At 67.3% G+C, this 24,879-nt stretch carries 22 protein-coding genes; 16 read left to right on the top strand and 6 right to left on the bottom strand.

Going from position 1 to position 24,879, the window contains the following annotated elements; translation table 11 throughout:
- Window positions 1–10 precede the first annotated feature (10 nt).
- Both IPV09_RS02785 and IPV09_RS02780 read right to left on the bottom strand, forming a co-directional pair.
- Window positions 11–1,117, bottom strand: a complete 1,107-nt coding sequence (locus tag IPV09_RS02785; RefSeq protein ID WP_242681155.1) for a cell wall metabolism sensor histidine kinase WalK — start codon at window positions 1,115–1,117, stop codon at window positions 11–13.
- 2 nt (window positions 1,118–1,119) lie between these two features.
- Window positions 1,120–1,830 carry a response regulator transcription factor gene (locus IPV09_RS02780; RefSeq protein ID WP_370590192.1) on the bottom strand — a complete coding sequence of 237 codons (711 nt, stop codon included), beginning with the start codon at window positions 1,828–1,830 and terminating at the stop codon, window positions 1,120–1,122.
- Window positions 1,831–2,210: 380 nt separating this feature from the next.
- Here IPV09_RS02780 and IPV09_RS02775 point away from each other — a divergent pair, with 380 nt between their 5' ends.
- The 5 genes from IPV09_RS02775 (at window position 2,211) to IPV09_RS02755 (ending at window position 8,003) form a co-directional block, all read left to right on the top strand.
- A complete protein-coding gene (locus tag IPV09_RS02775) occupies window positions 2,211–3,677 on the top strand; it encodes a multicopper oxidase family protein (RefSeq protein WP_207473536.1) in 1,467 nt (488 codons plus the stop codon).
- Between the two features lie 278 nt (window positions 3,678–3,955).
- Window positions 3,956–4,549, top strand: coding sequence for a DUF305 domain-containing protein (locus tag IPV09_RS02770; RefSeq protein WP_242681154.1), 594 nt, complete (start codon window positions 3,956–3,958; stop codon window positions 4,547–4,549).
- Between the two features lie 678 nt (window positions 4,550–5,227).
- On the top strand, window positions 5,228–5,551 hold the full coding sequence (locus IPV09_RS02765) for a hypothetical protein (protein ID WP_207473535.1): 324 nt from the start codon (window positions 5,228–5,230) through the stop codon (window positions 5,549–5,551).
- A 104-nt stretch (window positions 5,552–5,655) separates the two neighbouring features.
- Window positions 5,656–6,069: a helix-turn-helix transcriptional regulator gene (locus IPV09_RS02760; RefSeq protein ID WP_207473534.1), complete on the top strand. Its 414-nt coding sequence runs from the start codon at window positions 5,656–5,658 to the stop codon at window positions 6,067–6,069.
- Between the two features lie 29 nt (window positions 6,070–6,098).
- Entirely contained in the window at window positions 6,099–8,003 is a 1,905-nt protein-coding gene (locus tag IPV09_RS02755; protein WP_370590197.1) for a heavy metal translocating P-type ATPase, read from the top strand.
- 476 nt (window positions 8,004–8,479) lie between these two features.
- Here the strand turns inward: IPV09_RS02755 and IPV09_RS02750 are convergent, their stop codons facing one another.
- Window positions 8,480–8,869 (bottom strand): heavy metal-responsive transcriptional regulator, encoded by a 390-nt coding sequence (locus IPV09_RS02750; RefSeq protein ID WP_207473532.1) that lies wholly within the window; start codon window positions 8,867–8,869, stop codon window positions 8,480–8,482.
- 80 nt (window positions 8,870–8,949) lie between these two features.
- Between IPV09_RS02750 and merA the strand changes: the two genes are divergently transcribed.
- Window positions 8,950–10,380 (top strand): mercury(II) reductase, encoded by a 1,431-nt coding sequence (gene merA, locus IPV09_RS02745; protein ID WP_207473609.1) that lies wholly within the window; start codon window positions 8,950–8,952, stop codon window positions 10,378–10,380.
- A gap of 83 nt (window positions 10,381–10,463) precedes the next feature.
- Here the strand turns inward: merA and IPV09_RS02740 are convergent, their stop codons facing one another.
- Together IPV09_RS02740 and IPV09_RS02735 are read right to left on the bottom strand one after the other, a co-directional pair.
- Window positions 10,464–10,898: a hypothetical protein gene (locus tag IPV09_RS02740; RefSeq protein WP_207473531.1), complete on the bottom strand. Its 435-nt coding sequence runs from the start codon at window positions 10,896–10,898 to the stop codon at window positions 10,464–10,466.
- A gap of 5 nt (window positions 10,899–10,903) precedes the next feature.
- Window positions 10,904–11,710, bottom strand: a complete 807-nt coding sequence (locus IPV09_RS02735) for a prolipoprotein diacylglyceryl transferase family protein (RefSeq protein WP_207473530.1) — start codon at window positions 11,708–11,710, stop codon at window positions 10,904–10,906.
- A 610-nt stretch (window positions 11,711–12,320) separates the two neighbouring features.
- Between IPV09_RS02735 and IPV09_RS02730 the strand changes: the two genes are divergently transcribed.
- The 10 genes from IPV09_RS02730 (at window position 12,321) to IPV09_RS02685 (ending at window position 24,347) form a co-directional block, all read left to right on the top strand.
- Window positions 12,321–13,376 carry a type II glyceraldehyde-3-phosphate dehydrogenase gene (locus IPV09_RS02730; RefSeq protein ID WP_207473529.1) on the top strand — a complete coding sequence of 352 codons (1,056 nt, stop codon included), beginning with the start codon at window positions 12,321–12,323 and terminating at the stop codon, window positions 13,374–13,376.
- Window positions 13,377–13,446: 70 nt separating this feature from the next.
- Window positions 13,447–15,858 (top strand): cation-translocating P-type ATPase, encoded by a 2,412-nt coding sequence (locus IPV09_RS02725; RefSeq protein WP_207473528.1) that lies wholly within the window; start codon window positions 13,447–13,449, stop codon window positions 15,856–15,858.
- A 159-nt stretch (window positions 15,859–16,017) separates the two neighbouring features.
- Window positions 16,018–16,626 carry an EamA family transporter gene (locus IPV09_RS02720; RefSeq protein ID WP_207473527.1) on the top strand — a complete coding sequence of 203 codons (609 nt, stop codon included), beginning with the start codon at window positions 16,018–16,020 and terminating at the stop codon, window positions 16,624–16,626.
- A gap of 124 nt (window positions 16,627–16,750) precedes the next feature.
- Window positions 16,751–19,522: a heavy metal translocating P-type ATPase gene (locus tag IPV09_RS02715; protein WP_242681153.1), complete on the top strand. Its 2,772-nt coding sequence runs from the start codon at window positions 16,751–16,753 to the stop codon at window positions 19,520–19,522.
- 22 nt (window positions 19,523–19,544) lie between these two features.
- Window positions 19,545–19,871: a metal-sensitive transcriptional regulator gene (locus IPV09_RS02710; RefSeq protein WP_242681152.1), complete on the top strand. Its 327-nt coding sequence runs from the start codon at window positions 19,545–19,547 to the stop codon at window positions 19,869–19,871.
- A gap of 47 nt (window positions 19,872–19,918) precedes the next feature.
- Window positions 19,919–20,233 (top strand): glutaredoxin, encoded by a 315-nt coding sequence (locus IPV09_RS02705; RefSeq protein ID WP_242681151.1) that lies wholly within the window; start codon window positions 19,919–19,921, stop codon window positions 20,231–20,233.
- The gene (locus tag IPV09_RS02700; protein WP_207473523.1) at window positions 20,223–21,179 is read left to right on the top strand and encodes a cytochrome c biogenesis CcdA family protein; all 957 of its coding nucleotides are present in this window, start codon (window positions 20,223–20,225) and stop codon (window positions 21,177–21,179) included. The genes IPV09_RS02705 and IPV09_RS02700 overlap by 11 nt, the downstream gene beginning before the upstream one ends.
- Before the next feature lie 2 nt (window positions 21,180–21,181).
- A complete protein-coding gene (locus tag IPV09_RS02695) occupies window positions 21,182–21,802 on the top strand; it encodes a peroxiredoxin (RefSeq protein WP_207473521.1) in 621 nt (206 codons plus the stop codon).
- A 65-nt stretch (window positions 21,803–21,867) separates the two neighbouring features.
- Window positions 21,868–23,475, top strand: coding sequence for a peptide chain release factor 3 (locus IPV09_RS02690; protein WP_207473520.1), 1,608 nt, complete (start codon window positions 21,868–21,870; stop codon window positions 23,473–23,475).
- Between the two features lie 80 nt (window positions 23,476–23,555).
- The gene (locus tag IPV09_RS02685; protein ID WP_207473519.1) at window positions 23,556–24,347 is read left to right on the top strand and encodes a polyprenol monophosphomannose synthase; all 792 of its coding nucleotides are present in this window, start codon (window positions 23,556–23,558) and stop codon (window positions 24,345–24,347) included.
- A gap of 79 nt (window positions 24,348–24,426) precedes the next feature.
- Here IPV09_RS02685 and IPV09_RS02680 read toward each other — a convergent pair whose 3' ends face one another.
- A complete protein-coding gene (locus tag IPV09_RS02680) occupies window positions 24,427–24,876 on the bottom strand; it encodes a DUF2231 domain-containing protein (RefSeq protein WP_207473518.1) in 450 nt (149 codons plus the stop codon).
- Window positions 24,877–24,879 lie beyond the last annotated feature (3 nt).

Below are 24,879 nucleotides of genomic sequence, written 5' to 3'. Positions count from 1 at the left end.
GCCGACCCGGTCACGCGCGGCGGGGCAGCCGCAGGACGAACGTGGCGCCCATCCCCCTGCCGGCACTGGTCGCCGTGAGCGAACCACCGTGGGCTTCGGCCAGCGCTCGGGCCACCGTCAGCCCGATGCCCGAGCCGCCCTGGTCGGCCTCACGGGCGGCGTCCCCGCGATAGAAACGTTCGAAGACATGGTGCAATTGCTCGGCGGTGATGCCCTGACCGGTGTCGGCCACGGTGATCGTCACCGAGTCCGGGGAAGCCGCACCCGCCACGGTCACCGATCCACCGGGCGGTGTGTGCCGCAGCGCATTGGCCAGCAGGTTGCCCAGGATCTGCGCCACCCGCTGCGGGTCGGCGCGCACCATCGCCTCCTCAGCGGTGCCAGTCAGCTGGACCCCCTTGGCCGCGTAGGCCTGCTGTACCTGGCCCACTGAGGCTGCGACCAGGTCCGGCAAGCGGTGGTCGCCCACCTCCAGGAGCATGCGTCCCTCTTCGGCCCGGGACACCTCGTCGAGGTCGCGGGAGAGTCTGGTCAGCCGCTCGGCCTGTTGCTCCAGAATGATGCGCGTCTGCTCGTCCCAGGCGATGACACCGTCGGCGAGGCCCTCCAGATGCGCGTTCAGCGTGGCGATCGGTGTGCGCATCTCGTGCGCGAGGTCGGAGAGCAGGCGACGCCGGGTGGTCTCGACATTCCCCAGCCGGTCGGACATCACGTTGAATGACTCCCCCAGCAAGGTCAACTCGGGTCCGCCACGGGCATCGGTGACCCGCGTGCTGTAATCGCCGCGGGCGATCCGTCCGGCGGCTTCGGTCAGGCGTTGCACCGGCTGCCCGATCCGCTGGGTCAGGAACCACACGACGACCAGGGCGCATCCGAGGGCCACCAGTAGGCCCGCCCCGAGCGCAATGGTGCTCGCGTCGGTGAAGGCCCGCTCCATGTGGAGGATTTCGACCGAGTGCTCCGGGAAACCGGCCTGCACCAGGTGGTCGTGGAACAGGGGTGGCCCCACGATCGCCGCGACCAGTCCAGCGGTGACCACGATGGCCAGCAGGACGATGGCCTGGGCCACGAACAGTCGAGTACCGAGGCGCCAGGACGCCATGCCACCGGGCGCCATCCTCACCCCTTGCCCATTCGGTAGCCGACTCCCCGGATCGTGGTGAGGTAGCGCGGTTCGTTCGGGTCCTCGTGCAGCTTCTTGCGCAGGTTGGCGACGTGGACGTCCACCACGTGTTCGTCCCCGACCCAGGCGGGGTCCCACACCACATCGATAATTTGGCGTCTGCTCAGCGCCTGCCTGGGCTGGGAGGAGACCACGTCGAGGATGTCGAATTCGGTGCGGGTGAGGGTGACCGGGGCCGAGCCCAGCCAGACCTCTCGCCCGGCCGGGTCAATGCGAAGGTCGCCGAAGACCCGCTCCCCCTCGATGGAGTCGGGGACGGCGGGTCGGCGTGGACGTCGCAGCACGGCCTGGACGCGCGCCACCAGCTCGCGGTTGCTGAAGGGCTTGGTCAGGTAGTCGTCGGCGCCCACTGACAGCCCCACCAGCCGATCAACCTCGTCACCGCGCGCGGTGAGCATCAGGATGTAGCAGTCCGAGAAGGTGCGGATGCGCCGGCAGACCTCGATACCGTCCAGTTCTGGCAGGCCAAGGTCGAGGATGATGACGTCGGGACCCTCCTCACGGGCACGGGCGACGGCCTCCAGCCCGTTGTGCACGGTGCTGACGCGGTGACCCGCCCGCTCCAGGTAGGACGCCACCACCCCGGCGAGGGCTCGCTCGTCTTCCACGACCATCACGGTGGTGGTGGCCGAACCATCGGTCATCATGCTGGCCAGTATGGCTCTTCCGTCCGGCCGTCGAGCGTGCGGACCAGCGGCGGCACTGCTTCTTGACCCAACCTGAACCGGCCCGAGACGGGATGTGCCTGCCGGCTCGGGGATGGTGGGACACAGGACGGGACCGTGGAGGGGAGGCCCAGGTGCACTGGACCATGTGGCTGTTGATGATGCTCGGAACCCTCAGCTTCTGGGTGGTCATCACACTCGGCATCGGTGCCCTGTTCAGCGCTGCCCCCACCAGTCGCGACGATCAACCTGGCAACTCGCCGCGAGACGGGTCTTGACCACATCCTGACACGCTCGACACCGGATCCGAACGAGTGCGACGCAGGCTCGGGATCTGTCCCCTACCCCCATGAGAGGGTTCCATGACCCGCATTTCCCGCCGCACCGCGATCTTCGGAGGACTGGGGATCAGCGCCGCCGTCCTCACGGCCTGCAGTGACACCACCACCTCTGCCGACTCCACATCCCTCGCCGTGCCCACACCGTCCCCCGCCCCCGGGCAGAAGGTCGTCGAGCAGAGCTTGGTGGCCAGGCCGATGACCCTGGATCTGGGTGGCCCCACCGTGCCGACCTGGGCGTACGGCGACTCCGCTCCGGGGCCCGTGGTGCGCGTCACAGCGGGCGACTTCCTCCGCCTGACCCTGGACAATCAACTGCCGGTCGACACCTCGATCCACTGGCACGGCATCCGGTTGAACAATCACGCCGACGGTGTGCCCGGAATGACGCAGGACCCGATCGCCACCGGACAGAAGTACGTCTACGAATTCACCGCCCCCGACCCGGGCACGTACTTCTTCCATCCGCACGTCGGCGTCCAGCTCGACCGCGGCCTGTACGCCCCACTGGTGATCGATGACCCGGCCGAACCCGGTGCCTACGACGACGAGTGGATCGTGGTGCTGGACGACTGGGTTGACGGCACCGGAAGCACGCCGGACGATGTGCTCGCGAAGCTGATCGCCGACGGCGGGCCAACCACCCGTGGCATGGGCGGGATGGACCACGGAGGACATGGCGGGCAAGGTGAACAACCGTGGGGTGATGCCGGCGACGTGACCTACCCCCACTTCCTCATCAACGGCAGGGTGCCCAGCGCGCCGCACGCCTTTGCGGGCAAGCCCGGCCAGCGCATCCGCCTGCGAATCATCAACGCCGCCGCCGACACCATCTTCACCGTGGCCCTGGGTGGGCACCGGATGACCATCACCCACACCGACGGATTCGCGGTCGTCCCGCAGGAGGTGGGTGCGTTCTACATCGGCATGGGCGAGCGTTACGACGCGGTCGTCACCCTGGGTGATGGGGTGTTCCCGCTGGTCGCGCGACCGTTCGGGAAGAAGTCGGGTGGGCAGGCGATGGCCCTGGTCAAGACGGGATCCGGCGCTGCTCCTGCCGCGGGGGTGTCCCCGTCCGAACTTGCAGGCCAGGTGCTGACCGGGTCGGAACTGAAGCCGCACGAGTCGTCCACCCTGCCGGGACGGGCGGTGGATGCCAAGGCCGGTCTGACCCTGCAGGGTTCGATGAAGCCCTACCAATGGGGCATCAACGGTGCCCGCTTCGGCGAGAACGAGCCACTGAACGTCAAGGCCGGCGAACGCTTGCGCCTGGATGTGATGAACATGACGATGATGACTCATCCGCTGCACCTGCACGGCCATACCTTCGCGCTGCCGTCCGGCCTGCGGAAGGACACCGTTCTGCTCGCGCCGATGCAGTCGATGCCGATCGAATTGGATGCGGACAACGCTGGCTCCTGGGCGGTGCACTGTCACAACATCTACCACGCCGAGGCGGGCATGATGATCGCCCTGAACTACGTCGAATGAGGTCGCCAGTTGTCCCATACCCATGGTGGTACAGGCATTCATTACAGCTCGCAGGTGTCGTCATCGAGCGAACCTTCGGTGAAGGTTCGGTGAAGACGTACCGTGTCTAGCTAGTCACGTCCTCCCCGTCGACGGACTCCAGGTTGCCATCCTTCATCGAATCTTGACCTGATCTAGACGAACCCTTGTGAAGTGGAGGTGAAGACTTGCGCGGCTGCTCGCAACCCCAACGGGGGAGCGTCAGTTCTCGCCCGTCCATCCGATGAAGAGGAATGACCATGAACCGCATTGCACGCCGCCTCAGCGCCAGCGCCATCGCGCTGGCAATGGCAGGAGCGCTCGCCGCCTGCTCCGATTCCAACGCAAGCAATCCCGCCGCCGTGCCCAGTTCCAGCAACTCCCCATCCTCAGCCCCCTCGAACGAGGCAGCTCGTGCCGGTGATGTGATGTTCGCCCAGATGATGATTCCGCATCACCAGCAGGCCATCGAGATGGCCGACATCGCCTTAGCAAAGACCACCGCGTCCCAGCAGGTTCGCACGCTGGCCACTGAGATCAAGTCGGCCCAAGATCCGGAGATCAAGACGATGGAGGGCTGGCTCAAGGACTGGGGCGAGTCCGGACCCGCCGCCACCATGGACCACGGGTCTGGGGGAATGATGACCAAGGCTGAAATGGACGCCCTCACTGCAGCTGAGGGTGCGGAGTTCGACGGCCTATGGGTGGAGCTGATGATCAAGCATCACGAGGGTGCAGTCACCATGGCCGAGGAGGTGCTGACGACCACGCAGAACCCCGAGGTGAAATCACTCGCCGAAACGGTGGTGAAGGCACAGACAGAAGAGATCGCCCGCATGAAGACGATGTCCTGACCCAGGTGTGGTGCGCGCCAGCGTGGCTGGCTGGGAAGAGTGACCCTTGATACAAAGAGTCCACTTCACAGAACGTTGACCGTTCCAGGGGTGGCGTCCAGACGCCTGATGGCAGGCGTCGAACGCCGCCCTCAGATTGTCGCCGCGACGTCAACGCCGCCGTCGTCCGCAGGAACGTTCGCCACGGTTCATCAGTCCCGGCCGGCCGATCGCCGCGGCCGATCGCAGCCGCGCGGGGATTGGGAGGGCGAGCTCATCAGCGGTCGCGGTGAACTCTCGACGATCGGCACGCTGGTGTGCCGGCACAGCCGCTACATCAAGCTGCTCCACCTCCTCGGCCGCCGTACCGCCGAGGAACTCCTCAGTGGCCTGCACACCTTGGCGCTGTGGGTGTCGCGCAGGCTGCCTTGGAGCGGTGGAGTGGCGGTCTCGAATGGATCAGCACAAAGGCACGTGGCCTGCGCGGCACCGAGTTCACTTTCCTGGCCCCGGAGTACATGAACGCACAGAGCCGAACGCCAGGCAAAACCCGATCCGGTCAGGATGTGGGACATGATCGCCTTGAAGTATGTCGAATGAAGTCACGATTCTTGACGAATACCAGACCGTGACTACGTCAGACATGAATGCCTGGTGGACATAATTGAACTACTTCATCCGAACGGCCAGGGAGCAATCATGACCCACCACACGCCACAGCAGGACCAGGCCCATCGCCACGACGGCAGCTTTCCAGACGAGCGTGGCGGAACCACCTCTTGGGGGGCACCGGACGCGGGCCCCCGTCCGGAGGCCTTGGGCACCCAGCACGCATCACACACCGGTCACAAGTGGTGGGTGCATCTGTTGATGTGCGCCCCCATGCTGGCGATCGTGGTCTACCTGATGGCGACCGGCGCTGCTGGCGGGGGCGTCATCCTCTATGCCTTGGGGTGCATGGTCATGATGGCCGTGATGATGCTGTTCATGAACCACTCCGGCCGCGCCGGCCACGGGCACTGACGATCCCGTCCCGCTGCCGTCGACATCGTGGTCGGCGGCAGCTTCGCCTGTGAACCACAAGTCCCAGCCTCACGCGACCGTCCCCCCGGTGCTAGCATCGAGTTATGACGATGATAACCCCACGCGGCGATGCCACTTCGCTCGACGACCTGTCGGTGGCTGCGGCGTTCTTCCATGGATTGTCCGATCCGTCCCGGCTGGCGATCCTCCAACACCTGACGTTGGGCGAGCACAGGGTTCGCGATTTGACCAAGCACCTCGGGTTGGCCCAGTCAACGGTGAGTGCCCACCTCGCCTGCCTGCGTGAGTGCGGGTTGGTGGAGTCGCGGCCCGAGGGTCGCGCCTCGGTGTTTTCGCTGGCGGGCGCCCCGGAGTTGCTCGCGGTGCTGGCGGCCGCGGAGCGTCTCCTCGAGTCAACCGGCCAGGCGGTGGCGCTGTGTCCGAACTATGGCATCGGCACCACCACGAACCCCACCCCTGAACAGTTGAAGACACACCAGACGAGGGCTCAGCGATGAGCGGACGCAACCTTGAAGTAGGTGAGGACATCGAGAGCGCGTGCGGGTGCGAAGCACCAGCCGGATTGGCCTCTGAGGATGATGAAACGGTAAAGCGCGTGTGGCAGGTTCGCGACATTCAGTTCGGGCTCGCCTCTGCTGCGTTGTTGCTTGCGGGCTTCGTCTCTGGGCTGTTGGGGTGGGAGTCAACCGAGCTGGTGTTCAGCGCCACCGCGCTCCTCGTGGGAGCGTCGACGTTTGTGCCCGGAGCTCTAAGGCGGCTGGCCCGCGGCAAACTCGGGGTCGGCCTGCTGATGACGATCGGGGCCGTCGGCGCCACCGCCCTCGGCCAGATCGAGGAGGCCGCGATGCTGGCCTTCCTGTTCTCACTGGCAGAGGGCTTGGAAGAGTACTCACTGACAAAGACCCGACACGGGTTGCGAGCGCTGCTGGATCTGGTTCCGCGAGAGGCGACCGTCCGACGCGACGATCGGGACGTGGTGCTCAGCCCCGATGACCTGGTGGTCGGGGACCTGATGATCGTGAGACCCGGCGAACGGGTAGCGACGGACGGTGACATCATGGCCGGCAGGACGGTGCTGGACACCTCCGCCATCACTGGCGAATCAATGCCAGTCGAGGCCGGTCCAGGAGATCAGGTGTTCGCCGGTTCGATCAACGGATCAGGTGTTCTTGAGGTGACCGTGACCGCGACGGCCTCGGACAACTCCCTCGCGCGCATCGTGCACATCGTCGAGGCCGAACAGTCTCGGAAGGGCGCTACCCAACGACTGGCCGACCGCATCGCCAAGCCACTGGTCCCGGGAATCCTCATCGCCGCCGCCCTCACCGTCGTTGCTGGGTTCCTGCTCGGGGAGCCCGCTCTGTGGTTCCAACGCGCCCTGGTGATGGTGGTGGCGGCGTCCCCATGTGCGCTGGCCATCTCAGTGCCCGTGACAGCGGTGGCGTCCATCGGAGCGGCGAGCCGCCGTGGGGTCCTGATCAAGGGGGGCGCCGCGTTGGAGACACTCGGCAACGTCCGCACCATCGCGTTGGACAAGACCGGCACCCTGACCCGCAACCGCCCAGCCGTGGTTGAGGTGTTCTCCGCCGACGGATACTCCGCCGCCGAGGTGATGGGCCTGGCTGCCTCACTGGAGGTCCGCAGCGAACACCCCCTGGCCAGAGCGATCCTTGCCGAGGTCGACGACGTGCGCCCGGCCGACGGCGTGACGGCCGAGGTGGGATCCGGACTTGCGGGCAACCTCGACGGGCGCAGCCTGCGGCTCGGACGTCCTGGTTGGATCCACGCCGGCCCACTCGCCCCCGACGTGACCCGCATGCAGGGAACGGGTGCCACCGCCGTCATCGTAGAAGTTGATGGGGCCCCAGTCGGCGTGATCGCCGTCCGAGACGAACTCCGGCCCGAAGCGCCCGGGGTCATCGCGCACCTCCAGGCCGACGGATACAGAATTGTCATGCTCACCGGGGACAACGACGCCACGGCCCGCACCATCGCCCGAGAGGCCGGGATCAGCGAGGTGTACGCAAACCTGCGCCCTGAGGACAAGTCGGCGATCGTCAACCAACTCCGCAGGCGCGGGCGCTCCACGGCGATGGTCGGCGACGGCGTCAACGACGCCCCCGCGCTTGCCACCGCCGACCTCGGCGTGGCGATGGGGGCGATGGGCACCGACGTCGCCATCGAGACCGCTGACATCGCTCTCATGGGCGACGACCTGCGGCTAGTGCCCCACGCCCTCGACCACGCGCGCCGGACCCGCCGGATCATGCTTCAAAACGTGATCCTCTCGCTCGCACTCATCAGCATCCTTATCCCGTTGGGGCTCTTCGGAGTGCTGGGGCTGGCGGCCGTGGTGCTCGTCCACGAAGTCGCTGAGGTGTTCGTGATCGGCAACGGTATCCGCGCAGGCCGCGCCGCCGCCCTGCCTTGATCACAGCGCCCGAACTCCGGACAGACCAGAAGGTGATCTTCGCATGAGCAATACCCACGACCATGCCGACACCAACCAGACGGCCAACCGGGGCAGACTGGCGATCGCTTTCGGGATCACAGGTGGTCAACGATGCCCTCGGATCAGTCGCAGTCATCATCAGCGCGATCACCATCTCGCTCACGGGTGGACCCGGATTGACGCCCTCGCGGGCGTGTTCATCGCTTCCCTCATCGTCCCCCGTGCCATCTCGATCCTCAAGGAAGCGGGTGGGATCCTCCTGGAATCCACACCAAGTGGTCTGGATCTCGATGACGTCCGTCGCCACATCCTGAAGGTCCCCCACCTGGCACTTCGAGGTGAGCGTCGAGCACTCCACGTTTCAGATCGAGCCACCCCACGCACGGCGCTCTGGAGCGCAGATCACACCACTGATCAGACGCTGAGTCGCGACTGGGTGTGTATGCGTCAAGTGCTCACAGGTACCGGCAGACTTGCCCGGGCGAACAGGTGGCGGGATCTGCAGCGCCGGCGTCGTCGAGCAGACGGACGACCGTCGCGCGCAGCTCCTGCAGCTGGGCGATTTGCCGATCGATGTCCTCGAGGTGGGTCGCCAGCAGGTCGGTGACGTGCCAACACGGGGCCTGGCCGCCGTCGCGGATCTGGAGCACCTGCCTGATCTGGGCAAGGGTCAGACCCGCCGCCTGGCCGCGGCGGATGAAGTCAAGCCGACCAAGCACCTCTTCGCCAAAGTCGCGGTACCCGCCGGCGGTGCGGTCCGTGCCAGGCAGTAGCCCAGCCTGCTCGTAGAACCTCAGGGTCTTCGTCGTGGTCCCGGCCACGTGGGCCACCTCACCGATCCGCATGTGCACCACCCTCCCTTGACCTTCCATTGCACTGGAAGGTCAAGGATAGTCGTGACGAGAGGGAGGCCCACATGAAGGCCATGGACACCACGTACGACCTGGCAGTGATCGGATCCGGTGGCGGCGCATTTGCCGCGGCAATCCGCGCCACCAACCTTGGCAAGAGCGTGGCGATGGTGGAGCAAGGCACGATCGGCGGCACCTGCGTGAATACCGGTTGTGTTCCGTCCAAGGCGCTGCTCGCAGCCGCGGAGGCCCGGCGCGTTGCACTCGACGCAGCCCGCTTCCCCGGTCTCACCGCAACGGCGGGCCAGGTCGACATGGCCGCACTGATCGCCGGTAAGGACGAATTGATCGGTACCCTGCGAAGCAAGAAGTACCTTGATCTCGCCACCGACTACGGCTGGGACCTGCACCGAGGCGGTGCTGTCTTCACCGGCGCCGCCGTGGACCCGCAGCTGATGATCACCGCCCCCAGCGGTTCGAGCTGGACAGTCCACGCGGACCAGTACCTCATCGCCACTGGCGCCGCGCCGTGGGCACCACCGGTCGACGGACTTGAGGACAGCGGCTACCTCACCTCAACGACCGCGATGGAGCTCGACCGGGTCCCCGAGTCCCTGCTGGTCATCGGCGGCGGATCCGTCGCGCTCGAGCAGGCCCAGCTCTTCGCCCGCCTGGGCTCCAAGGTCACCATGCTTGTCCGCTCTCGCCTCGCCTCGGGCGAAGAACCCGAGGCCTCTCAAGCCCTTCAAGAGGTTTTTGCCGACGAGGGCATCCGCGTGATACTTCAGGCAGTCCCAACGGCGGTCCGTCGCGACAGGGCCACAGGTGAAGTCGTTGTCACCGCCACGATGTGCCGCGATAGCCAGGTACTGGCGGCCGCTGAACTGCTCGTCGCCACCGGTCGAAGGCCGGTCACCGCAGCGCTCGGCTTGGATGCAGTCGCGGTGGAGGTAGGCGACCTCGGCGAGGTCGTCGTCGACGACCATTTGCGCACCACCAACCCACGGATCTGGGCCGTCGGCGACGTCACCGGCCACCCGCAGTTCGTCTACGTCGCCGCCGCCCACGGCACCCTCGCCGTCGACAACGCCCTCATGGGCGCCAATCGACGGATCGATTACCATCACCTGCCCCGCGTCACCTTCACAAGCCCGTCCCTCGCCGCCGTCGGAATGACCGACAAGCAGGCCCGCCAGGCTGGTATCAGGTGCGACTACCGCGTCATCTCGTTGGAGCACGTACCGCGCGCCATTGTGGACAGGGACACGCGGGGCCTGATCAAGATGGTTACCGACGCCGACACCGGCCGCATCCTCGGGATCACGGCTGTGGCGCAGCATGCCGGGGACATTGCGGCTGCCGGTGTCTACATCCTCGAGGCCGGTATGACCGTGGACCAGGTCGCAACCCTCTGGAGCCCCTACCTGACCATGGCCGAAGGCCTCAAACTCACGGCTCAGTCCTTCACCGCGGACGTCGCCAGGCTCTCCTGCTGTGCCGGATGATGCTGGCAGGCGGCCCCCTCAGGTCAGGCGGCAGTCCAACCTGGACGCCTTCTTCGTGGATCGGTCGCTCCGAGGCGGTCGGTCTATCTCGAGGGCGAGGCACTGTGATGCCCCGAGTGTTCCTCGGAACTGGTGGCGCTGGCGCTGGCCCCCGGTGGAGGGGTGCCCGGCTCGGTGGAGGCGGCGGAGTTGAACAGCGGGCCGATCACGAACGCGGACAGGGCGAACAGGGCGGTGAACACAACCACCCCGATCGCCGGGGCAGTCCAAGTGCCGAACCGGCGACGCAACCGCCGCAGTAGCGGGATGCTCAACAACAAGCCAGCCACGTACAACACCGCGTTGCCGAAGAAGCCGGTCAGGATCGCAGCCCCGGCAAGGAACCCGATGTGATGCATCACGTGCGGAGCCAGCCCCATCAACGCTCCGATGACGGCTCTCGTGCCGGCCCACAGGCCGCCCCAGAATCCGCGACCAGAACCTGTCGCCCCGGCAGCGGTGCCGATGGTCGTGTCCATGACGTTCACCGCCCCACGGGTTCTGGGCTGAGGACAGCGGATTGCGCTTCGCCTGCAACGACTGGGTCGGCGTCATGGCCAACCCCGCCAAGGATGAGGACAACGCCGACCACGACGCTGCCGAGGCCGATGAGCTGCGCTTCGGTCAGACCGAACAGGACGCGTTGGTTGACCCGAAGGATCTCGGCGAAAAGACGAGCCGCGCCGCTGAGAAGCAGGTAGGACCCGAAAACCGCCACCGGTCGGAGCCGGCGCCCCAGCACCCAGAGGACGCCGGCGATCAGGAATGCCCCGGCTGCCTCGTACAACTGCACCGGATGCACGGGAACATCCACCGGCACGGCACCATCGGGGAAGGCCATCCCCCAGGGCAGATCTGTCGGCTTGCCGTAGGTGCCGTCACCGGCCAGAAAGCAACCAATCCGGCCTATGCCGTAGGCCACCGACAACGGCGCCGCCATCGCCCCCGCGACCAGCGCCAGCGGCAGACCATGGCGCCGTGTCATCACCACCACCGAGATGGCTCCACCGATCAGACCGCCGTACCAGACGAAGCCCGACCCACCGAAGTGATGCCAACTGAAATTGGCCAGGTTCGCGACGACGAAGTACACCTTGGCACCGACGAACCCCCACACGGTCGCCCACACGGCAATGGAGTGGGCAAGGTCCTTGTCAAAGCCCAGCCGCGTGAAGGCGCGGCCCAGGAGGAAGGCACCCGCCAGTAGGGCCAATGCCTTGCTCACCCCATAGGACTGAATTCCCACACCGAATATCGAGAACAGCTCCGGCCACACAACGAACTCCCTCACCTCGAGACTTGTCAGGGCGCCGCAGGGTTGGCCGCGACGGCCTCTTCGACCAAGAGTCACCCGGTCACATGAAGTCACAGGTCGGAGCCGGACAAGGTTTGGTCAAGATCTTCATGGCCCCGGCATTCGTCGAGGCCACCTTGTTGCTCGGAACGGTCTACGCGTTGTTGGGCATGTGGGCCACCGGCAGACGGAGAAACAAGCGCGGTTGCACCTGGTCGACACGTGACTTTCCTAACCCTCGACCCCTCCGGGTTCGAACTGACCCAATGCCCGGCGCCGCCCGAGCCGGATCCCGCCATTACATGCACCACCACAGTCCCAGTGGACAGCGGCCAAGGAATCTTGACCGAAACCTGACCTCCTCGGTGTCGTTTCCCCACATCATCGGGCCTACCCTCGGGTATACCCCCCCAGGGTAATGGGTCGGAGTTCAAGCCGACCAGAGGAGAAGGGATGCTGTGGCTGGTCCTAGCTAGGGGCTTGTATTGCCGCCTCGTCCACCACGGCAGCGAAATAGCGCGGCGCTTGATCCTTCCCGACCGAACCGACCGACCGCGACACAAGATTCAGAAGACACAAGGCACGAAACAAGCACTGGAGGCTTTTTATGAGTATCAAGGTTGCCGTCAACGGCTACGGAGTGATCGGCAAGCGGGTCGCGGACGCCGTCCGCGCCATGCCCGACATGGACCTCGTCGGGGTGGCGGATGTCGCCTCGGACTGGCGGGTGCGCACCGCCGTCGGGCTCGGCCTCGACGTGTTCGCCGCCACCCCGCAGGCGGGCACCGCGATGCGGGCGGCCGGGGTGCCTGTGGCCGGCACACTGCCGGACTTGCTCGGCCGGGTGGACGTGATGGTGGACACCACTCCGAAGAAGGTCGCAGCGAGCAATCTCGACGCGTACAAGGCCGCCGGAGTCAAGTCCGTCTTCCAGGGCGGGGAGTCCCACACCACGACCGGGCATTCCTTCGTCGCCCAGGCCAACTACGCCACCGCGCTCGGCCGGGACACCACCCGGGTGGTCTCGTGCAACACCACCAGCATCGTGCGCGTGCTCGGGGCGCTGAGGGACGCCGACCTGCTCGCCCGGGCCCGCGGGGTCCTGATCCGGCGGGCCACCGACCCGGGCGCGTCCCACCAGGGCGGCATCATGAACACCATGGTTCCCGAGGCCTCCATCCCGTCCCACCAGGGCCCGGACGCCCGCACTGTCCTGCCCGACCTGGACGTGGTCACCATGGCCGCGAAGGCGGCGCACACGCAGACCCACAATCACTACTGGACCCTGCAGCTGACCCGGTCGGCCACCCGCGAGGAGGTCCTCGACGCGTTGCGCGCTGCCCCGCGCATCGCGTTCATCCGCATGGCCGACGGCCTCACGGCACTGAACACCACGGTCGAGCTCATGCGGGACCTTGGCCGGCCCCGCGGGGACATGTGGGAGGTCGGAGTGTGGGAGGACGTCCTGACCGTCCAGGGGGACGAGGCCTACCTCACCTACCAAGTTTTCAACGAGGCAATCGTCGTCCCCGAGACCATCGATGCCATACGCGCACTGGCCGGCACCGTGACCGACGGCTCCACCTCGATCAAGATGACTGACGAGGCCCTGGGGATGCGCCGGGAGTTCCTTCCCGCCCCGGTCCGGGCAACGACGGCCTGAGACCCGACGGACGGGACGCCGCCCGTCGACGCACGACCTGTCGGCCAAGCGGCCGGAAAGGAACCCGATCATGAAGAGTCAATCCACGGTCCTGGAGGCCGGTGGCCTGCACTGGGCCACCTCGGAACCGGTGCTCGAGAAGACGTTACTACAGCTGCCCGGCGTGCTCGGAGTCGAGGCCAGCGCCGTCTCCCAGACGGCGACAGTCACCTACGACCCGGACAAGACCTCGGTGGCCGAGCTGGTCGGCTGGGTCACCGATTGCGGCTACCACTGCACCGGACAGTCCGTGCCCGACCACATGTGCCACCCGATGGCCGAACCGGCCCCGACCGCGGGCCCCGACGCCCACGCGGGGCACGCGGCCGGCCACGGCGCCGCTGAGGACGAGGCTGGCGGCTCCGCGCAGGCGGCGATGGGCCACGGCGGTCATGGTGGGTCGATGGAGGACATGGCCAGGGACATGCGGAACCGGTTCCTGGTTGCCTTGATCCTGGCTATCCCCATCACGATCTGGTCCCCCCTCGGGCGTGATGTGCTGGGGGTGAACCCGCCGCTGGCGTTCGGGCTGCGCGACGACGTGTTCACCTTGATCCTGTCGCTGCCGGTGGTGTTCTACTCGGCGTGGATCTTCTTCGACGGCGCCTACCGGGCGCTGCGGGCGAAGACGCTGGACATGATGGTCCTGGTGGCGGTCGCCGTTGGGGCTGGCTGGTTGTACAGCCTGGTGGTCACCCTCACCGGCGGTGGTGAGGTCTTCTACGAGGCGGTCACCGTGCTGACCACCTTCGTGCTGCTGGGGCACTGGCTGGAGATGCGAGCCCGGGGCGGCGCGAACGACGCGGTGCGCACGCTCCTGCAGTTGGCCCCTTCCCAGGCTCTCGTGATTCGTGACGGACAACCCCTGGAGGTACCCACCGCCGAGGTTGTCGTCGGCGATCTGCTGCTGGTGCGGCCCGGCTCGAAGATCCCCACCGACGCGGTGGTGGAGGAGGGAGAGTCTGGGGTCGACGAGTCGATGGTGACCGGAGAGTCCATGCCAGTGGAGAAGGCGCCGGGCGCGGAGTTGATCGGCGCCTCGATCAACACCACCGGCACCTTGCGGGCCCGGGCCACGAAGGTCGGTGCGGACACCGCGCTGGCGCAGATCGTGAAGATGGTGCAAGAGGCACAGAACTCCAAGGCACCCGGGCAGCGCCTGGCCGACCGGGCCGCGTTCTGGCTGGTGTTCGTCGCCCTCATCGGCGGCACCGTGACCTTCACGGTGTGGATGCTCGCCGGCGTGGGTGTGCCAGTGGCGATGCTGTTCGCGATCACCGTCGTGGTCGTCACCTGCCCCGACGCCCTGGGGCTGGCCACACCGATGGCGATCATGGTCGGCACCGGGCTCGGCGCCAAGCGGGGGGTCCTGTTCAAGAACGCCACAGCGCTGGAGGGGACGGCCCAGATCGACACGGTGGTGATGGACAAGACCGGCACCCTGACCAAGGGCGAGCCGGAAGTCACCCACGTCATCGCGGCGGGGATAAGTGAGGATGAGATGCTGGGGCTGGTCGCCGCCGTCGAACGCGAGTCGGAGCACCCCCTGGCCCGCGCGATCGACAGCCATGCCGCCGAGCGCGGCGTTCCGGTGCTTTCCGCGAGCGAGTTTCTCAACGTCCCCGGCCATGGGGCGACAGCCACGGTCGACGGCCGCCGGGTCCTGGTGGGCAACCTCCGCCTCATGATCCGAGAGAACGTCGACCTCGGCGATCTCGCCGCGAGGCGGGACGAGTTGGCCGCATCGGGGCGCACGGCGGTGCTCGCCGCGGTGGACGGGCGCGCGGTTGGTGTCATCGCATTGGCCGACGCGGCCCGGGACACGGCCGCCGCAGCTGTCGCCGCCCTGCACGAGTCCGGGATTGAGGTCGTCATGCTGACCGGCGACAATGAGGCCACCGCCCTGCGCATCGCCGAGCAGCTCGGCATCGACACCGTCATCGCCGAGGTCCTGCCCGGGGACAAGGCCGACAAGATCGCCGAGTTGCAGCAGGCGGGGAAGACGGTCGCAATGGTGGGTGACGGCGTCAACGACGCCCCGGCGTTGGCCCAAGCCGACATCGGCATCGCGATCGGTGCCGGCACGGACGTGGCGATCGAGACCGCGGACATCGTCCTGATGCGCTCCGATCCCTTGGACGTCTCCGTCGCACTGCGCATCGGCAAGGGCACCGTGCGGAAGGAGCGCCAGAATCTGGTCTGGGCGGTCGGGTACAACGCCATCGCGCTGCCCATAGCTGCGGGCGTGTTCTACCCCGCTTTCGGCCTGATGCTGCGTCCCGAGATCGCAGCTCTGACAATGTCGGGTTCCACGGTCATCGTCACAATCAATGCGCTGCTGCTGAAACGGTTGCGGCTTCCCGCGCAGCAAGCCCCCGCCGCGCCCCAGGGCGCCATCCGAACGCCGGAACCGACGGCACCTGCGCCGGTCGGCGTCCCCTGACACGGCTCGGCGTGGACATCCCCCTTGGCACCACCGCTCCGGCCGCCTCGGCGGCCGGAGCGGTTCCCCTGCGGCCGAAGCCGTGGCGGATGCTGTGGATCACCGCGGCCTGGGCACCGGTCGACCCCCAGTGGCGCTCGTGCACCGTGACTGATCACGGTGCTGGGCCTTGTGAACGTCACGGTCACCTTCGCCGCGATGTTCGCCGGCGTCGCCGGCGTCGCGGGCGGCGCGGGCGGCGCGGGCGGCGCGACCGGCACTTCGGCAGTGCTGGCGAACGCCCAGCCCCTGCTGATCCTCCTGCCCGTCTGGTATCTCTACGGAGAGAGGCTCTCCCTACGGACTTCGGCCGCGCTGGTCGTCGGCTTCGCCGGGCTGGTCCTCGTCGCGCTGCCCGGCGGCGGGGGCAATGGAGCGGCGCTGTCAGTACTCGCCGCGGCCGTGGGGGGCGCACCGGTAATCGCCTGGACGCCGCGCTTCGTCCTGTCACTGGCGTTCCTGGCGGCGGTGGGCACCGCGGCGACCACGGTGGCGTGGTTCACCGAGGCCCGCCGCAGCCGACTCGACGCCCTGACCACGTGGACGTTCCTGACGCCGGTCCTCGGTATCGCTCTGGCGGCCGTCGTCCTGGGGGAGCGCCCCGGCGGGTGGACCAGCGTCGGCCTGGCCACGGTGCTCGTGGCCATGTGGATCGCCCTGCGACCACCACGCCGGACCCCCACGCCTGCGGCGGTGACCGAGGACGTGCCGACCGAAGGAGAATCGTGACACACCGACGGTTCTTGACCAAAGCTTGACCCCATCGAGGTCGTTTCCTGCCATGACCACGGTTATCCTCGGGATATACCCCCCCAGGGTACTGAGGGGGAGTCGACGGGAATTGGAGATTGTGATGCTCTGGCTGGTCATAGGTGGGGCAGTCGTCCTGACCGGGCTGCTGTTGTGGTTCTTTTTCGGTCCGAAAAGGGCCGGCAGAGTCCGCATCGAGGACGGTGTTCAGGTGGTCAATGTGACCGTCGACGGCGGCTACAGCCCCGGGGTGATCGACGGGGTGCGCACCGGGATGCCGATGCGGATCCTGTTCGACCGTAAAGAGGGGGGTGAGTGCACGTCGCGGGTGGTCATGCCGGACTTCAAGATCAACGCGAGCCTTCCCGCGTACAAGACAACCGCCGTCGAGTTCACCCCCACCGAGGCTGGCGAGTTCCGGTTCGCGTGCGGCATGAACATGGTCTCCGGCCTGATTCGCGTCACTGGCGACGCCCACACCACCCCAGCACCCGGCACCACGCCGGAGCACCATGCGCAGGAAACCGCCTCTCCGCCGGCCGCGCTGTCGACGGGCGACGCTGATGACGATGAGCAGGAGCGGGCCGACGAGATCCGGGACCTGACCCGCCGGGTGATCATCGGCGCGATCCTCACCGCGCCGACGCTGGTCGCGGTGATGGCCGCTGAGCTGTTCGGCGCCACCTGGGTGCCTGAGGTTCTGATGAACCCGTGGCTGCAACTGGCGCTGATCACCCCGGTGATGCTCTGGTCGGGGTGGCCGATCCACCGCGTCGGGTGGCGTGCCCTGTCGCACCGCACCGCGGACATGAACTCGCTGATCACCCTCGGGACTGTCGCGGCATTTGGCTACAGTTTGCTCGTCACCTTTGTACCTGGCGTCCTTCCCGTGGAACTGCGTCAGGTGTACTTCGAAGCTGTGGGTGTGATCATCACTTTGATCCTGCTGGGCCGGCTTCTCGAAACGAAGGCGAAGGCCGGCACCGGCGAGGCGATCCGCAAACTCATCGGGCTGCAGCCCCGCACCGCCCGCGTCCTGCGCGACAACGACACCGAAGTCGAGGTCCGCGTCGAGGATGTCGTCGTCGGCGATGTGATCCTCATCCGCCCGGGCGAGAAGATGCCCGTCGACGGTGAAGTCGTCAGCGGTTCCTCCGCCGTCGACGAGTCCATGGTCACCGGAGAATCTATCCCCGTCGCCAAGTCCGTCGGCGACCCCATCATCGGGGCCACCATCAACGCGACCGGTGCGCTGCGCTACACCGCCACCAAGGTCGGCTCCGACACCCTGCTCGCCCAGATCATCAAACTGGTCCGCGAAGCCCAGGGGTCCAAGGCCCCCATCCAACGCCTGGTGGACAAAGTGTCCAGCTACTTCGTGCCCGCCGTCATTATCATCGCGGTCTGGACCCTGGCGATCTGGCTGCTCGTGGGTCCCCCACCTGTTTTCGTGTTCGCCCTCGTCGCAGCCGTATCGGTGCTGATCATCGCCTGCCCGTGCGCCCTCGGACTCGCCACCCCGATGTCGATCACGGTCGGCACCGGGAAGGGAGCCGAACACGGAATCCTGATCCGCTCCGCCGAAGCCCTAGAAACCGCCCACAAGCTCGACACGATCATCCTCGACAAGACCGGCACCATCACCCGAGGTGTGCCGGCTCTCACCGACGTCGCCACCGTCGGAGGGATCGATGAGAACCGCCTGCTCGCCTGGGTCGCCGCCGTGGAGAAAAGCTCCGAGCACCCCTTGGCGTCCGCGATCATCACCGGCGCGACTGACCGCGAGCTCACCCTGGCCGACGTCACCGGCTTCGACTCGATCACCGGACAGGGCGTCCGTGGCGTCGTCGACGGCCACGAGGTCCTGGTGGGCAACCGTCGGCTCCTCGCCGAGTCCGGCGTGCCCACAGACGTGTTACTGGCCCTGCATGATGCGCTGGCCGCTGGCGGCAAGACCCCGATGCTGGTTGCCGTCGACGGCCTTCCAGCGGGCATCGTGGCCGTCGCCGACACCATCAAGGACGGCTCCCGCGACGCAGTCGCGGCCCTGCAGGAGCGCGGTATCGAGGTCATCATGATGACTGGCGACAACCGGGCCACTGCCGCCGCCATCGCCTCTCAGGTGGGGATCCGTCGCGTGGTCGCAGAAGTGATGCCGGCTCACAAGGCTGCCGAGGTCCGCCGCCTGCAGGACGAGGGCAAGGTCGTCGGCATGGTCGGCGACGGCATCAACGACGCCCCGGCCCTGGCCCAGGCAGACGTGGGCTCAGCCATTGGCACTGGCACTGATGTGGCCATCGAGTCCTCAGACATCACCCTGATCTCCGGCGCGCTGTCCGGGGTGGTCACCGCGGTCGACCTGTCCAGGGCCACCATGCGAAACATCAAGCAGAACCTGGTCTTCGCGTTCCTGTACAACATCCTGGGCATCCCGGTGGCCGCCGGCCTGCTCTACCCCTTCTTCGGCATCCTGCTCAGCCCCATGGTTGCCGCCGCAGCCATGGCACTGTCCTCCCTGTCGGTGGTCACCAACGCCAACCGTCTCCGCCGATGGACACCACATTCCATCGGCGCGGCCACCCAGAACCTCAGCGCTGACCCGTCCATCGTCGAGATCGGAGGCGCGACCCCCTCTACCGGCCACACCCAACCCAACCCGAAGGAAGCAACCATGTCCCTGTTTGGCAAGAAGAAGCATGACTCCAGCAAGGTCGTCGACCCCATCTGCGGCATGAAGATCGATCCCTCCACAGCAGCCGCGCAGCGGGAGCACGAGGGCACCACCTTCTACTTCTGCTCCGCCCACTGCGCCGCGACGTTCGACGCAGACCCCCACCAGCACGCTCACGGGCATGTGAGCGGCAGTCACCACTGATCCCCACCAAGCGACATTGGCGATGAGCATGCCCGACTCTGGAACGGACCGGCGCATGCTCATCGCCCGTCTATCCCGCATCGAAGGCCAGGTCCGTGGCCTGAGCCTCATGATCACCAGGGACGCTGCCTGCGTCGACATCCTCACGCAGGTAAGCGCCGTCACCCACGCGCTCGACTCGCTCGCTCTGAAACTCCTTGACGATCACCTTCGCCGATGCGTGGGGCAAGCTGACACTGATGCCTCTGCGCTGACCGGGCAAGCGCACGAGGCCGCGCTCGCCACGGCGGGACTGCTCCACCGACCCGCGAGCGTGACCGAACTCACACCCCCCCTGATCGAATCTTGACCCTCGCTTGATCGCCCGCCCGGGACGACCGAGGAAGCATGTTGAGCGTGAATCGTCATTCAACACCCCCCGTCCGCGACACGGCCATCGCCACGCGGCCGGCCATCACCCTGGTCACCAGCGAAGGATGCCACTGGTGCGAGGACACCCACGCGGATCTGGACGAGCGCGCGGCCAGCGGAGTCCTGCACCTCGACGTGGTGCCCGCCGACTCAGAACGAGGACGCGCACTGCTGTCGGAACACCGGCCCCAGATGTTCCCCCTCGTCCTGCTGGACGGCGCGTTCTTCAGTTCCGGCAGGATGCCGCGCCGGAAGCTGGACCGCGCGCTCGCCTCGAGAGGTGCGGTTCATGGGATCTGAGCTGCTCGCCACCGGCAGCATCCTGGCCGCCTTCTTCGCCGGGGCGGTCGCCCTGTTCGCGCCCTGCTGCATCGTCTTCCTGGCGCCGTCCTACCTGGCTGCGGCGGTGAAGAACAACCGCTGGCGTCTGTTGCCACTCACGTTCGTCTTCGCCGGCGGTCTGGCCCTCGTCCTCGTCCCCATCACGCTCGGCGTGAGCCTGCTGGCTGGCGCCATCGCCAAGTACCACCAGGTGCTCTACTGGGCTGGCGGCCTGCTCATGATCGCGCTTGGCCTGCTGGCCCTGAGCGGCCGGATGTGGTCGATGCCGTCGGTCCTGCGGGCACCGGACGCCACCCGCGGTGACACCGCCACGTTCTTCAGCCTCGGCGTCTTCTCGGGCATCGCGTCCAGTTGCTGCGCACCTGTTCTGGCCGGCGTGATGACGTTGTCGGCGCTGTCAGGTAACCCCGCCGGCGGCTTGCTGCTTGGGTTGGCCTTCGTGTTCGGCATGGTCGTGCCCCTGTTCGTGATGGCGCTGGTGTGGGACGCGGCGCGGGTCCGGGAACGGGGCTGGGGCAAGGCGCGCCCGATCCGGCTGAGCGTGGCGGGCCGCACCTTGCGCACCAACTCGGTGAACCTGCTGGTGGCCATCACTTTCATCGTGATGGGCGTGTGGGTGATCACCCTGGCGGGCGCGGCGACGATGACCGGCACGGGGAACTGGTTCCAGCGGGCAGCCGGCGATGGGGTCACCGGGGCCGCACAGACCACTCTGCGGTGGCTGTCCCCGGTGCCCGAGCCGCTCCTGGGCATCGGGTTGCTGATGCTGGTCGGCCTGTTCGTCTGGTTCACCCTGCGTGACAGGCGACGTCCAGCCACGCCGACCGGACCGGACACCGGACCGGACACCACGGCAGCGGAATCACCGTCCTGCCACGACACCACAGCTGCAGCGAGGGACTGACCATGTCAACCAAGGACACCACCACCACCAGCCGACGCGAGCACCTCCACGGATTGCAGGTCCAGCAGGCGTCGCGCCAGAGGCGTCTGCAAGTGTGGATGCGGCTCGTCACCGGCGTCGTCACCCTGGCCATCATCGGAATCGTGACCTATGGCCTGTGGAGTGCCCAGCCCGAACAGGGTGAGGCCTCGGGCAAGGCACCCGGGTTCAGCCTCGCCACGACGGCTGGCACGACCGTGTCGCTGTCGGACTATCGGGGCAAGCCGGTGCTGCTGTACTTCAATGAAGGCGCCGGATGCGGCTCGTGCACGCAGCAGATGGCGGCCATCGAGAAGGAGCCCGGCTTCAAGCAGGCTGGAATCGTCGTGCTGCCGATCGTGATGAACACCCGCGAGCAGATCCAGCCCGACCTGGACACCTTCTCGGTCACCACCCCGTACCTGCTGGACGACGGCACCGTGTCAAAGGCCTACGACACCCTCGACAAGGGGATGCACCCCGGCCTGCCGGGTCACGGATTCGTCCTCATCGACGAGGACGGGAACAAGCTGTGGCACGGCAACTACCCGTCCATGTGGCTCGAACCGGGCTCGCTGCTGCAGGAGGCCACCAGTCGGCTGTGAGCCGGGTGGGCGGTCCCCTGCCGCCACCGGCGTATGCTGGGCGACTGGCGAAAGGAGCCCATCGCGTGGCACACGGCTCGCATGCAGCAGACGAGGCATCGACCCGTCGCACCTTCGCGGTGATCAGTCACCCCGACGCCGGCAAGTCCACCCTGACAGAGGCGTTGCTGTTGCACGCCCAGGTGATCGGTGAGGCCGGCGCCACCCACGGCAAGGCGGGACGCCGCGCCACCGTGTCGGACTGGATGGACATGGAACGCGCTCGCGGCATCTCCATCAGTTCCTCGGCGCTGCAGTTCAGCCATGGCGGTGCGCTGTTGAACCTGGTGGACACCCCCGGCCACGCAGACTTCTCCGAGGACACCTACCGGGTGCTCACCGCCGTCGACTGCGCAGTGATGCTGCTGGACGCCGCCAAGGGCATGGAGACCCAGACCATGAAGTTGTTCGAGGTGTGCCGGGCGCGGCGCATCCCGATCATCACCGTCGTCAACAAGTGGGACCGCCCCGGCCTGGAGGCCCTGGAACTGTTGGACGAGATCCAGGTGCGCACGGGCATGCGTCCCACTCCGCTGACCTGGCCCGTCGGCATCGCCGGCGACTTCCACGGTGTGGTCGACCGCGCCACCGGCGACTTCATCCGGTTCACCCGCACCGCGGGCGGCAGCACCCTGGCCGGGCAGGAACGGCTCGATCCGCAGGAGGCACTGGCCGAGATCGGCCAGGACTGGACGACCGCCCAGGAGGAGCACGAACTGCTGTCGGCCGACGACTACGACCATGACCAGGACTCCTTCTTGGCCCAGGACTCGACCCCGGTGCTGTTCACCGCCGCTGCCCTCAACTTCGGCGTCGGCCAGTTGCTGGACGTCCTGGAACGCCTCGCCCCCTCTCCCAGCCCCCGTCCGGACACCCAGGGCCGGGTCCGCGAACTCGACGCCCCGTTCAGCGCCCAGGTGTTCAAGGTGCAGGCCGGGATGGACCGCGCCCACCGCGACCGCCTCGCGTTCGCACGGGTCTGCTCAGGCAGCTTTGAGCGCGGTGAGGTGGTCACCCATGCCCGCACCCGACGCGGTTTCGCCACAAAGTACGTGCACAGCGTCATGGGTCGCGGGCGCGAAACCCTGGACACCGCTCACCCGGGCGACATCATTGGCCTGGTCAATGCCGGCGACCTGCGTGCCGGGGACACCCTCTACACCGGTCCGGCGGTCAGCTTCCCACCCATCCCGCCCTTCGCCCCCGAGCACTTCCGGGTGGCGAGCCCCCGAGACCCGTCGCGGTACAAGCAGTTCCTGCGCGGCATCGACCAGCTCGACCAGGAGGGCGTCATCCAGGTGTTGCGCTCCGAGCGTCGTCCCGGCAACGCGCCGATCCTCGCCGCGGTGGGCCCGATGCAGTTCGAGGTGGCCTCCCACCGCATGGAGAGCGAGTTCAGTTGCCCGGTGCTGCTCGAGAACCTGCCCTACACCCTGGCCCTGGCCACGACCGCCGCCGACGCCCCCGTGGTGGAACAACGCCAGGGCGTCGAGGTGGCCGCCCGTTCCGACGGGGTCCTGCTGGCCTTGTTCGCCGATGAATGGCAGGTGAAGTGGGTCAGGCGTGATCATCCGGAGGTGCTGTTGGAGACCATTGGCCCAGGACTGCCCCCCGGGACCGCGCCCCGGCAGTGAAAGGCGATGCGCCAGCGCGCCGAGACACCGCGGCCCGGTAGCGTGGGGCCGAGGCAAACCGCCGCTGGAAGGAGCACGACATGGCTGATGAGTACCCCGGTCTGGGCAAGGTGCTGGTGATCATTCCCACCTACAACGAGGTCGAGAACATCGAGCCGATCGTCAGGCGGCTGCGCACGTCGGTGCCCGAGGCCCACATCCTGGTGGCCGACGACAACTCCCCCGACGGCACCGGCCGCCTGGCCGACGACCTCGCCGCCGCCGACGACCACGTCCACGTGAACCACCGTCGCGGCAAGGAGGGGCTGGGTGCCGCCTACCTGGACTCCTTCGAGTGGGCCCTGGAACAGGGCTATGACGTGGTGGTGGAGCACGACGCCGACGGGTCCCACCAGCCCGAGCAACTCCCCCGTCTGCTCACGGCCCTGGTCGAGGGCGCCGACATGGTCAAGGGGTCGCGCTGGGTGCCGGGCGGTTCCATCGTGAACTGGCCCAAGTCGCGCGAGTTCCTCAGCCGCGGCGGCTCGCTCTACATCCAGGTGATGCTCGGCATGCCGATCAAGGACGTCACCGGTGGGTTGAATGCCTTCAAGGCACCGGTGCTGCGCGACATCATCAGCGGCGGTGCCATTGACCGCCAGGGCTACGGCATCCAGCGTGACCTGACCTGGAACGCCTACCGCAAGGGCTACCGGATCGTCGAGGTGCCGATCGACTTCATCGAACGCGAACGCGGCGACTCCAAGATGGGCAGTCACGTCGTCAAGGAGGCCATCAAGACGACCACCCTGATGGGTCTGCGGCACCGCACCTCACAACTCAGGAACCTCTTCGGCGCGTTGCGTGGGCGACGCTCCATCGGCACCCCCTGACCCCCTCCATGAGTTGTCCACAGGGTTGTCCACACCTGGGGAGAACTACACCGGTGTCATTCACCCACGCCGCGCCCCGCTAGGTGCCCCACACCGCGGCCGCGCCGGCATGGCCCGTCAACCCCACCAGGACGAGACTGACGACCGCGGCGACGACCGTCGCAGCCCCGCTGACCCGAACCAGGGTCACCTTCCGGTCCTCGCCCCGGTGCCGGGTGGCCCAGGTGAACCCGGCCAGGGACAACGCCAGGACGAGCGTCGGCCAGGGCGTCCAGGCGCCGAGCGCCATGTGCCGGGCCACCCGCGCCGAGTTGGTGAGCGCGAGGTCCTCGGCCAGTGCCTGGCCCGAGATCCGGGCGACGATCGCCGAGGCGGCCCCCGCCGCCGCGAACGCCACCGTCAACCAGCCATAGGCGGGGCGCAGTCGGGGCAGCGCGACCACCAACAGTGCGCCGAGTGCTGCCAACGGCACCAGGATGACGACAGCGTGCACCACCAGGGGGTGCAGTGGCAGCCCGAAGACGTTCATCGT

The organism is Tessaracoccus sp. SD287 (genome assembly GCF_017355265.1).
In the GTDB taxonomy this organism is placed as follows: domain Bacteria; phylum Actinomycetota; class Actinomycetes; order Propionibacteriales; family Propionibacteriaceae; genus Aestuariimicrobium.
The sequence above is the reverse complement of the archived record's forward strand: the minus strand, read 5'-3'. Positions and strand labels throughout refer to the sequence as shown.

Bases quoted from the DNA above. Each gene is read 5' to 3' on its own strand.
- IPV09_RS02710 (WP_242681152.1), top strand. From the start codon at position 19,545: ATGAGCATGCCCGACTCTGGAACGGACCGGCGCATGCTCATCGCCCGT.
- IPV09_RS02775 (WP_207473536.1), top strand. From the start codon at position 2,211: ATGACCCGCATTTCCCGCCGCACCGCGATCTTCGGAGGACTGGGGATC.
- IPV09_RS02730 (WP_207473529.1), top strand. From the start codon at position 12,321: ATGAGTATCAAGGTTGCCGTCAACGGCTACGGAGTGATCGGCAAGCGG.
- IPV09_RS02765 (WP_207473535.1), top strand. From the start codon at position 5,228: ATGACCCACCACACGCCACAGCAGGACCAGGCCCATCGCCACGACGGC.
- IPV09_RS02780 (WP_370590192.1), bottom strand. From the start codon at position 1,830: ATGATGACCGATGGTTCGGCCACCACCACCGTGATGGTCGTGGAAGAC.
- IPV09_RS02715 (WP_242681153.1), top strand. From the start codon at position 16,751: ATGCTCTGGCTGGTCATAGGTGGGGCAGTCGTCCTGACCGGGCTGCTG.
- IPV09_RS02695 (WP_207473521.1), top strand. From the start codon at position 21,182: ATGTCAACCAAGGACACCACCACCACCAGCCGACGCGAGCACCTCCAC.
- IPV09_RS02685 (WP_207473519.1), top strand. From the start codon at position 23,556: ATGGCTGATGAGTACCCCGGTCTGGGCAAGGTGCTGGTGATCATTCCC.
- IPV09_RS02725 (WP_207473528.1), top strand. From the start codon at position 13,447: ATGAAGAGTCAATCCACGGTCCTGGAGGCCGGTGGCCTGCACTGGGCC.
- IPV09_RS02785 (WP_242681155.1), bottom strand. From the start codon at position 1,117: ATGGCGCCCGGTGGCATGGCGTCCTGGCGCCTCGGTACTCGACTGTTC.
- IPV09_RS02700 (WP_207473523.1), top strand. From the start codon at position 20,223: ATGGGATCTGAGCTGCTCGCCACCGGCAGCATCCTGGCCGCCTTCTTC.
- IPV09_RS02750 (WP_207473532.1), bottom strand. From the start codon at position 8,869: ATGCGGATCGGTGAGGTGGCCCACGTGGCCGGGACCACGACGAAGACC.
- IPV09_RS02740 (WP_207473531.1), bottom strand. From the start codon at position 10,898: ATGGACACGACCATCGGCACCGCTGCCGGGGCGACAGGTTCTGGTCGC.
- IPV09_RS02680 (WP_207473518.1), bottom strand. From the start codon at position 24,876: ATGAACGTCTTCGGGCTGCCACTGCACCCCCTGGTGGTGCACGCTGTC.
- IPV09_RS02770 (WP_242681154.1), top strand. From the start codon at position 3,956: ATGAACCGCATTGCACGCCGCCTCAGCGCCAGCGCCATCGCGCTGGCA.
- IPV09_RS02760 (WP_207473534.1), top strand. From the start codon at position 5,656: ATGACGATGATAACCCCACGCGGCGATGCCACTTCGCTCGACGACCTG.
- merA (WP_207473609.1), top strand. From the start codon at position 8,950: ATGGACACCACGTACGACCTGGCAGTGATCGGATCCGGTGGCGGCGCA.